The organism is Parvibaculum sp. (genome assembly GCF_002684405.1).
Classification (GTDB): Bacteria; Pseudomonadota; Alphaproteobacteria; order Parvibaculales; family Parvibaculaceae; genus Parvibaculum.
On the sequence record NZ_NYVD01000079.1, the window covers coordinates 1 to 9533 of the forward strand.

Consider the following 9533-nt stretch of genomic DNA (forward strand, 5'->3'; position numbering starts at 1 on the left):
ATCGAGCCACCGTTCGTAAACACCAATTCCCCGCCGATATGCGCCGAACTTGCGCGTGAAGTCGTAGCTGGCCTTATCGTCGGCTCCACCGAGTTTGAGTTCGGGAAAGACACGGTCTCCCTTTTCAAGCGCGACCTCACGCGCATGATCTAGGAAGCCCAGTGCCAGTATTCTCGGGTGAATAGGAACAAGGCGTCGCGATTGCTCGTTCTTCAGGTGTTTGAGGTCGAGATCATTGATATCAAGGCACCAGACACCCTGAACTTCGCGCACATCCTCAACCTGCAATTGTGCAAGCTCTCCAAGCCTTGCACCGTGATAAAGCCCCAGCAGAGGCAACCAGTAATAGGCGTCCTTTATGAGATGCGGGCCGGGCCGCGCTCTGAAAAACTCATGCGACCCCTTATGAGCGGGACCAGAGAAAAGCGCCCGGAGCTTATCTCCTTCCCAAACCTGTCGCTTCGCCGCTTTGCTGCGCTTGCCACCCCTGCTGCCTGTCCGGACGCCGTGAGCCGGATTTGGTTCTTCCCGCTCGCGGGCACGTTTTATCAACCATTCGAAGAGACTTCCCAGCGCCGCCTTGTGTCGATTTCGGGTCTTCTGCGACAGACGTTGCGCGCCCTCCTTGTCGGCGCGGGCGATAATCTGCTCCAGCGTCAGTTCTTTGTCCTTGGGGGATTTTCCGTGCGTTGCGGGAAGGCGCCGCAAGACCTCCAGAAACGGGACGACATGATCCTTTGAATTGTATGCATCGACCGGCAGGTCACCGCAGACCTCCATGAACATCTGGTAGGTCTTCATGTTCTGGCGTTCGGTCTGCCCCCGCCATTCCTCCCCGCGCTGCGCTTCTACAAAGCGCGGAAGAAGTTCCGAAAGACGACGCCCAGTGAAAACTTGAGGGGCATCCACAGGAACCGAAGGAGGCGCCGCTTGGGGCTGCGATACGCCAGCCCCGCCCGCTTCCCGTCCGATACGCTCCACAAGCCCGCCAGAGATGCGCCCCATTTGAACCTTCGAGAGGTCATAGAGAGCACTTAACAGGCCGAGACCAAGCTCTACGCGCGTCTCAGCCCCGGAGAGGCCGTGCCGCTCCATAAGATCATCGACAAGCCCTGTGACCTCGCTGATGTCCCGATTGACGATTGCGTCGGCGTATCTGGATTGGTGGAACGCCAAAATCTCATGATCCGCTTCCTGAGGCGTGACGTTCAGCGGGTCAAACGTCCCAGCCAGCGCGTAGACGGGTAGCCCCGGCCTTTTTGCCAAGTGGAGCTTCCTGTCCTCCTCAAGCTGCCCGTTCAGGTAGTCCCGGAGGATTTGCCTTAGATCGGGGCGCTCGACGTCGGTACTCATGCAAACGTTCTCAAAGGCGGTATCCAACAGGCAGGAGAGCCGGACAGCTTCCCGATACTCACGGGTCCGAAGGGAAAGGGTCAAATCGCCGGGATGGGGTCTCGGAAGGCGCCGCCGGTAATAGAAGATGCCGCGCTTGTGCGCAATGTGGGAACCGATGTGTGAGCGTTTGTGTGAGCATCGCATTGGAGCGCCTCTGAGTTGAGGCGAACGGCGATCAAAAACGCGCAGAATTTCGGGAATAAAGGGGCTTGCGGTGGCTGGGGGACTAGGATTCGAACCTAGACTGGCGGAGTCAGAGTCCGCTGTCCTACCATTAGACGATCCCCCAAGAGCCTGAGCCGGCCGGGCTTTTATGCCCGGATACGGTAAAAATACCGCAAATGGCGCCGTGACCGGCACTTGGTGCGCGAAACGCGGGAATCCCGCGTCGCGAGGCCCGGAACTTATGCGCAAGGGTCCGCTTTCGTCAACTCCCCCAACCCGCAAACAGGGCGGAAATCCGGCCCTGCGGGCTAAATCACCATAAATGATCCAGATCAAGGCACCCGCGCGTCCGGCGGGCATTATGGATGCCATAACAACGGGCGGTACCACGTAGGCAAGCCGCTTCAGTTGTCTCCACTGCGCGATACCGGTGTCCTCCCCCCCTCACCTCCCTCTCGCAGCCAGTGGTATCTCAAGGGAGCCCCGAAAGGGCTCCCTTTTCTTTTGGCGGCTGTCCCTTTGCGTGCGCCCTTTTCCTCCCAATTCCGGGCCCCAGTCCCGGCCCCCTTCCCGCCATTGCGACGACCGGACGCGGGCGCGCCCACTTGGCATTTCGGGCGGCAGGGATTAGCACCCTTGGATACGCTTCAAGGATGCGAATGGTGACGACCGCTCTCCAGAAGGCGCTGCCGCGCCGGGCTTCCCTTCCGATCATGGACGGCGCGGTTTATCTGCTGCTGGCCGTGACCAGCGTCGCTTTGTGGTGGCTCTGCCGCAATGTGCCCACGCTGCTGCCCGTCTGGGCGCCGTGGGATTTCTACCCGCTGGAATTCATCTCCTTCTGGCTGGCGCTCTGGTGGTTCGTCCGGGGGCTTCACCTCTCCTCGCCCGAGGAACGCCCCGCCAAATGGCGCATCGCCTCTTTCCTCATTGGCCTTGGCCTCACCTATGCCGTGCTGATGACGCGCTACGACTATCTCGCGCAGCACATGTTCTTCCTCAATCGCGTCCAGCACATCGTCATGCATCATCTGGGACCGATGCTGATCGTGCTCGGCTGGCCGGGGCAGACGATCCTGCGCGGCATGCCGGAACCGCTCGCGCGGCTTTGCCGCGCGCACTGGCTGCGGCGCGTGATGCATGTCGTCCAGCAGCCGGCGCTCGCCGCCTTCCTCTTCGTCGGGCTCATCTATCTGTGGCTGATCCCGGACGTTCATTTCCGGGTCATGGTCGATCCCCGGCTCTACTCCATCATGAACTGGTCCATGGTGGTGGACGGGATCCTGTTCTGGAGCCTGGTCTTCGACCCGCGCCCCTCGCCGCCTGCCCGCCTCGGGTTCCTGGCGCGAAGCGGTATTCTGATGGGGGTGATGTTCCCGCAAATCCTGATCGGGGCCTTCATCACCTTTTCGACACGGGACCTTTATGAGTTCTATCACTGGTGCGGTCGTATCTATCCCTCGATCGACGCCATGGCGGATCAGACCTATGGCGGGCTGATCGTGTGGATTCCGGGTGCCATGATGAGCGCCGTCGGGTTATTGCTTGTGCTGAATTTCATGCGCCTCGCGGAAGAAGAGGCAGAAAGCGAGAATGAGGATGAAACATCTCCTGCGATCAACGCGGCAAGCTGGACTGGCATGTAGCCTCACGCTGGCGCTCGGCGTGAGCGCCTTTGCCGCGGCGCCCGCGCTGGCCGGCGACACGTCGGGCCTCACCCTGTCCGACACCTGGATGCGGGTCATCGTACCGAGCCGGCCCGCCGCCGGTTATTTCACGCTGACGAATGAGAGCGGCGAAGCCCGCACGCTTGTCGGCGCTTCCTCGCCCGCCTGCGGCATGGTCATGCTGCATGAGAGCAAGGGCGACAAAATGGTCATGCTCCCCGAAGTCGCCGTCGCACCGGGCGAGAGCGTGAGCTTCGCGCCCCGCGGCAAGCACCTGATGTGCATGAAGCCCGCCGCCGAGCTGAAGCCGGGCACGACTGCCGAGGTCACGCTGAAGTTCAAGGACGGCTCGACGCTGACCGGCAGCTTCGACGTGAAGGGCGCGACCGCGACCGGCAAATAAGACCCTAGAACCAGGCGGCGATGCGGCTCAGCCAGCCGCCGCCTGAATCTTCCCGCGTCAGTCTTTCAAGGTCGGCCGTCATGCCGTCCATATCCGGCTGCGCGCGCGACAGCGACGAAAAGAGCAGCCTGATCCGGCCCTCGCCGTCGAACACATAGACGGCGGAGCCGTGCGACACTTCGTATTCGCTGTCATCCTTTGCCGGACGCACCGTATAGGCGACACGATAGCGTTTCGCGAGCGCCGCCAGCTCGTTGGGCGTCCCGCGCAGCGCATCCACCTGCGGCGCAAAGGCGTCGGCATATCGCTTGAGGTCCGGCAGCGTGTCGCGGTTCGGATCCACGGTCACGAAGAGCACGCGCACATCGTCCGCCGACTTGCCCATGCGGTCCAGAATATTGCTGATATGGCTGAGCGTGGTCGGGCAGACATCGGGGCAAAACGTGTAGCCGAAATAGAGCAGCACCGCCTCGCCACGATAATCCGCTTCCGTCACCTGCTTGCCGTCGTCGGCACGGGTCATGGAAAAATGCAGCGGCGGAAACGCACCCGTCAGATTGGTCGCATGCCAGTCCTGCCCGTCGTCGCACCCGGCGAGCGCGAGCATCATCATGCCGGCGCACAGAATACGCGCGACGCGGCCTTTGGCATGGTTTCCCGCGGCGGACGAAAGCCCCATTCCGCAATCTCCTCCTGTCGGACCGGACGGATGCCACGGCGCTACGCCTCCCGGCGTCCCGGCACAATGCGACGCTTCGTCCCGGCTGCCCGAAAGACGCGCAATAGGGAGGAAACTTACAGAGTTTTCATCGCCGGGAAATATGAAATCGGGCAGATCAGACGCAGCCGGCTTGTCCGCGCTGCGCGACATAATCGGTGAAGATCCAGCCCTTGGTGCCGTCCTTGCGCTCGACCTCGCGCCAGTAGCGGTTGCCGCCCAGCACCTGCAAGGGCTCGCAGCGATTGACGACGCCGAGCACGGCCCCGTCATTGTCCGGCCGGGCGCGGATGAACACATCGCTCGAGGCCAGATAGGCCGGCTGCAGCGCCGCGCGGTCGGTCTCGCTCGCGCCGGTCTCGCTGGACCCGGCTTCGCTGGCTTCGGCTTCACTGGTCTTGGTTTCGCTGGTCTTGGTTTCGCTGGCTTCGAGCTTGCCGGCTTCAACCTTATTGGCCTCGGCCTCGTCGGCCTCGGTCACATCCGGCGCAGCGGAAACGGCTTTCGTCTCTGCCGTCGCGGCCGTATCGGCATTCGCCATCTTCACGGCCGGCGTCTCGTCGGCCTGCGGCTCGCTGTCGGCTGCCGCGGCATGCGCTTCCGTGGCCATCGCGGGCGTCGCGAGGGCCGCGGTCGCCGAAGCGTCATCGCGGTCTGCAAGATCGGTCTTCACCGGCGCCGGGCTTTTAGCCCTGTCCTCCAGCACCGGCAGCGAGGCCTTGGCCGGGGGAACGCTGGTCTGCGGCGCATTTGAGGCCGCGACATCGCCGCTCTGCGTTCCGCTGAAATAGAAGACACTTCCGGCGACAAGCGCCATCAGCACCGCCGCCACGCCATACAGGCCCCAGCCGCGGCGCGTTTCGGGCAGCAGAAGCGCGGGCGCTGAATAATCCGTCTGCGAGACGTGATCGTTCACTTCCTCGCTCAGCTTGTTCAGGTCGTCGCCGAGATCGATCTGCAGGAAATCGGCATAGCAGCGCGTGAAGCCGAGACGCTGGGGAATGGCGGGCAGAAGCTCGAACTGCCCCGCCTCGATCGCCTGGAGATAGACCGGGCGAATATGGATGCGCTCCGCGACCTCATCCAGAGAGAGTCCGCAGGCTTGTCGCGCATCGCGCAAAGCGGCGCCGATCTTGTTGTGGTGGTCTGACATGTGAAGCGATGACTTCGTTTCTTCCCCGACCCCAAGTTAGCAACCGTACAAGGGTAGCGTTGTGCATTTTTGTCACGGTTTGCAACAGCCATCTCAGCCTACTCACGCAATTATTTCCCGCTTATGAAGATCAAGCGGCATATACGCGCTTTCCGCCCATCCATGTTTCCAGAATCTCGATGCCGCCCACCTCCTTGGGCGCAACGGTGAGTGGATTGCGGTCAAGAACCACGAAATCGGCCAGCTTTCCCGGCTCCAGAGAGCCGATTTCATGCTCGGAGTGGCATTGCCAGGCCGCATCGCGCGTCAGCGCCAGAATGGCCTCTTCCATGCTCACCCGCTCGGCGGGGTTCAGCACGCTTCCCGGCTCCTTCCACAGGGTCCGGTTCACCGCATTGTCGATGAGACGCAGCGGCCCCATCTCGCTCACCGGCTCGTCGGAATGCATGGTCCAGGGAATGCCCGCCTTGCCGCAAGAGGCCGCCCGGCCCAAAAGGTTCGCCTTCTCCGGTCCGAAGATCTCGTCCCGGAAGGCCTTCCCCCAGTAATGCACATGGCCGATGAGGAAGCTCGGGCTCACGCCCAGCTCCTTGATCCGCGCGATCTGTTCGTCATGCAGGATCGAGCAATGCTCGATGCGGAAGCGCCGGTCTCGCGGCACACCCGCGTCATAGGCCGCCTGGAAGGCATCCAGCGCATGGTCGATCGCCTTGTCGCCATTGGCATGCACCACGACCTGCCAGCCTTCGAGCGCGCGTTGCACCACCGTCTCGCGCAGCGTGTCCTTGTCGACATAGGCGATGCCGGTGTCGTCGCGCTTGTAATAGGGGTCGCGCTGCAAGCCGGTGCGGCCCTGATTGGAGCCGTCCGACACGATCTTCCAGCCGACCGCACGCGCGATCTCGTCGCCCTTGCCGAAAGCGATGTCGCTTTCGTCCCAGCGTTTCGCGCCTGCATTGATGAGCGAATAGCGCAGCCGCGCCGTCATATGGCCGGAGGCGGCAAAGGCATGGAAGGCGTCGATCTCGCCCGGTCCCTGAAAGCCACCACTCGCCTGATCGCAAAAGGTCGTGACGCCGACCGCGTTCGCCTTTTCGCAGACCGCCTTGCAGGCAGCGGGCACATCGTCCAGCGCCAGCGCCGACATGTTATGCGCCAGCACGCCGAACATCGTCGCCTGCCCCTGCAACACGCCATTGGGGTGGCCGTCCGCATCGCGCCCGTATGCCGCGCCCGCCGGGTCCGGCGTTTCCGCCGTCACGCCCGCGATCTTCAGCGCCGCGGAGTTGCAATAGGCGATATGGAGCGAGGCATTGAAGATGAAGACCGGATTGCGCGGCGCGACCTGATCGAGCGTGTGCCGCGTGATGCGGTCCGCGCCCGGCTGCAGCGAGGGGTCGAACTGCCGCGCGACGATCCATGTGCCGTCTTCCGTTTCCGCCGCGAGATCGCCCATGCGCGCGATCACGGCATCCGCATCATCGCATTTGAACGGCCCGACATCTGTGAGCCGGTTCATGATGGCGATGGGAAAGAAATGCATATGCGGTTCGATGAAGCCCGGCAGGATGGTGCGGCCCGCGCAATCCACCACTTCCGCGTCCTCGCCCGCCTGCTCCTTCACCTCGTCGAGCGTGCCCACCGCCACGATGCGCCCGTCCTTGAAGGCGAGCGCCTCGGCGATGGAAAAGCCCGCATCCGCCGTCACCACCGTCGCATTCGCCATGATGAGCGTTCCGGCAGGCGCCTCTTTCGGCGCGCCGAGCTTCTTCCAGGCGGCAGGCCGCGCGGCATTCGCCAGCGGCGGCAGCGAGATTAGCCCAAGGTCCTGCAATACGGGCGCGCAGCAGGGGCAGCCATAAAGGTCATGTGTGTGGTGATCGTGATCGGGGCAGTCGCATGTCTCCGCCTCGCAAATCCCCGTCGTCTCGCCCGGATTGTCCATCTCGCCCTGCCTCGTTTTCGTTTGCTTCTTGTTTTCAGGCAGAGTTGACGCAAGGTCGCCGCCTGTCAAACCCTATCCCCTGCGTTCTCCGGGGCGCTATCGCCTCTTTCCTGTCGGACAGCGCGCCTCAATGCGCTAGTCTTCCGCCAAACAAAATCGAAAATCCGCAAACTTCGGGAGGATAACGACATGAGCGACCGGATTACCGTCACTATCGAGGATGGCGTGGCCGATGTCCGCCTTGTGCGCACCGACAAGATGAACGCGCTGGACGACGCGATGTTCGAGGCGCTGCTCGACACGGGCGAGCGCCTGCGCAACGAGAAGGGCCTGCGCGCCGTGGTGATCTCGGGCGACGGGCGCGCCTTCTGCGCCGGTCTCGACATGGGCAATTTCGGCAAGATGGCCGGCGGCGATAAAAAGGATAGCGGTGAGAAGAAGGAAGGCGGTGTGCCGAACCGTCTCACGCCCCGCACCCATGGCATCTCCAACCGCGCGCAATATGTCGTCTGGCAGTGGCGCGAGCTCGAAGTGCCGGTGATCGCCGCCGTGCATGGCGTGGCCTTTGGCGGCGGCTTCCAGCTCATGCTGGGCGCGGATATGCGCTATGTCGCGCCGGACACGAAGATGTCCATCATGGAAATCAAATGGGGCCTCGTGCCGGACATGGCGGGCACGCAGATCATGTATCACCTCGTGCGCGAGGATATCGTCCGCGAGCTGACCTATACGGGCCGCATCTTCCTCGGCGAGGAAGCAGGCCGCATCGGCTTTGCCACCCGCGTCACTGAAACCCCGCGCGAGGACGCGCTGGCCACCGCGCGCGAAATCGCAGGCAAGAGCCCGAGCGCCATCCGCGCCTCCAAGCGCATCCTCAATGCCGCGGCCGTGGTGAGCCAGGAAGAAGGCCTCACCATGGAGTCCGTCGAGCAGGACAAGCTCATCGGCAGCCCCAACCAGGTCGAGGCGATCATGTCGAACCTCGAAAAACGGGCCGCGAACTATCAGGATTGAGGCAAGCCATGAGCCGTCGGTTTCATCGTAATCGCGTATCGAGGTGACACCGACGGCTCATTGCTGACTTTGGGGGAAGGTCGGCAGTCATGCGTTTCAGTCTACTCAGGATGTTCGGCTATTTCCTCGGCGGGCTCTGGACCGCGTGGGGCGGGCGGAAACGCATCGAAGCGAAGCAACGCCGCAACCTCAGGCGTCTCGTGGAAAAGGCCCGTCACGACTCCCCGCTGTTTCACCGGCTTTACGCGGATGTGCCGCCCTCAAGCGAGGTCGAGCTGCGCGACCTGCCGGTGACCCGCAAACCCGATCTCATGCGGGAGTTCGACGACTGGCTGACGATCCGTTCTCTCCCTCTCGGAAAGGCCCGCGCGCATCTCGCGGATATGAGCAAGATCGGCGTGCCCATTGGCGGTGTCGCCGTCTTCCGGACCTCCGGTACGTCGGGCGAACCGGCAATCATCGTCCTGCCCTCGCGCTTCCTGGAATATACCTTCGGCATTTCCCTCGCTCGCTTCGAGCGCTACCACTGGCAGTTCCTCCGGGAGATGCGCAAACGCGGCATGCGGGTGACGGTCACCGGCGGCAACGGTCACTTTGCCGGCGCCGGGTTCAACAAGCTGGTGAGAAGCCTGCATCCAAGGCTCGTGAAGGGCGTGACCTTCGTCGAGGCCGAGCAGCCCATCGGCCGGCTCGTCGAGCAACTCAACGCGATCCGGGTCTCCAGCATCGTGACCTATCCGAGCGTGTTGGCGATCCTAGCAAGGGAAAAGGAGGCCGGGCGGCTGAAGATCGACCCGATTATCTTCAACACGGGCGGCGAAACCCTTACGGACGAGCTTCGCGCACGGGTTCTCAAGGCCTTCCCCTCGCTCAAATACGGCATTCTCGACGCTTATGGCTGCACCGAGTGCCTGGTGCTGTCCTTCGTATGCAGCCACGGACGGAAGCATGTGCATGAAGACTGGGTGATCCTCGAAGCGGTCGACGAAGCCATGCAGCCCGTGCCCGACGGCGTGCTGTCGGACAGCGTGCTCCTCACCGTGCTGGCCAATGACGTGCAACCCTTCATCCGG

The 9533-nt window shown here is 62.9% G+C and carries 7 protein-coding genes, 1 tRNA gene and 1 pseudogene; 4 read left to right on the forward strand and 5 right to left on the reverse strand.

The genetic code is table 11. From position 1 onward, the window contains the following. Window positions 1-1353 (reverse strand): annotated as a pseudogene (locus CMI59_RS06810) (hypothetical protein); the annotation flags it as partial. A gap of 257 nt (window positions 1354-1610) precedes the next feature. Continuing rightward, a tRNA-Gln gene (locus CMI59_RS06815) sits at window positions 1611-1684 on the reverse strand. Between the two features lie 538 nt (window positions 1685-2222). Here CMI59_RS06815 and CMI59_RS06820 point away from each other — a divergent pair. Both CMI59_RS06820 and CMI59_RS06825 read left to right on the forward strand, forming a co-directional pair. Continuing rightward, on the forward strand, window positions 2223-3206 hold the full coding sequence (locus tag CMI59_RS06820) for a cytochrome c oxidase assembly protein (protein WP_293326457.1): 984 nt from the start codon (window positions 2223-2225) through the stop codon (window positions 3204-3206). Then, a complete protein-coding gene (locus CMI59_RS06825) occupies window positions 3160-3630 on the forward strand; it encodes a copper chaperone PCu(A)C (RefSeq protein ID WP_293326459.1) in 471 nt (156 codons plus the stop codon). The genes CMI59_RS06820 and CMI59_RS06825 overlap by 47 nt, the downstream gene beginning before the upstream one ends. 4 nt (window positions 3631-3634) lie before the next feature. Here the strand turns inward: CMI59_RS06825 and CMI59_RS06830 are convergent, their stop codons facing one another. The 3 genes from CMI59_RS06830 to CMI59_RS06840 all read right to left on the reverse strand — a co-directional run bounded on the left by CMI59_RS06830 (window position 3635) and on the right by CMI59_RS06840 (window position 7446). Then, entirely contained in the window at window positions 3635-4309 is a 675-nt protein-coding gene (locus CMI59_RS06830) for an SCO family protein (RefSeq protein ID WP_293326462.1), read from the reverse strand. 157 nt (window positions 4310-4466) lie between these two features. Further along, a complete protein-coding gene (locus CMI59_RS06835; protein WP_293326464.1) occupies window positions 4467-5501 on the reverse strand; it encodes a helix-turn-helix domain-containing protein in 1035 nt (344 codons plus the stop codon). A gap of 130 nt (window positions 5502-5631) precedes the next feature. Next, window positions 5632-7446: an amidohydrolase gene (locus tag CMI59_RS06840; protein WP_293326467.1), complete on the reverse strand. Its 1815-nt coding sequence runs from the start codon at window positions 7444-7446 to the stop codon at window positions 5632-5634. A 189-nt stretch (window positions 7447-7635) separates the two neighbouring features. Here CMI59_RS06840 and CMI59_RS06845 point away from each other — a divergent pair, with 189 nt between their 5' ends. Together CMI59_RS06845 and CMI59_RS06850 are read left to right on the forward strand one after the other, a co-directional pair. Beyond that, window positions 7636-8460: a crotonase/enoyl-CoA hydratase family protein gene (locus CMI59_RS06845; protein ID WP_293326470.1), complete on the forward strand. Its 825-nt coding sequence runs from the start codon at window positions 7636-7638 to the stop codon at window positions 8458-8460. A gap of 89 nt (window positions 8461-8549) precedes the next feature. Further along, window positions 8550-9533: AMP-binding protein (locus CMI59_RS06850; RefSeq protein ID WP_293326472.1), on the forward strand; the 984-nt coding region annotated here is incomplete at its 3' end.

Excerpts from the sequence above, each read along its gene's own strand:
- CMI59_RS06825 (WP_293326459.1), top strand. The coding sequence starts at position 3,160 with ATGAAACATCTCCTGCGATCAACGCGGCAAGCTGGACTGGCATGTAGC.
- CMI59_RS06840 (WP_293326467.1), bottom strand. The coding sequence starts at position 7,446 with ATGGACAATCCGGGCGAGACGACGGGGATTTGCGAGGCGGAGACATGC.
- CMI59_RS06845 (WP_293326470.1), top strand. The coding sequence starts at position 7,636 with ATGAGCGACCGGATTACCGTCACTATCGAGGATGGCGTGGCCGATGTC.
- CMI59_RS06835 (WP_293326464.1), bottom strand. The coding sequence starts at position 5,501 with ATGTCAGACCACCACAACAAGATCGGCGCCGCTTTGCGCGATGCGCGA.
- CMI59_RS06830 (WP_293326462.1), bottom strand. The coding sequence starts at position 4,309 with ATGGGGCTTTCGTCCGCCGCGGGAAACCATGCCAAAGGCCGCGTCGCG.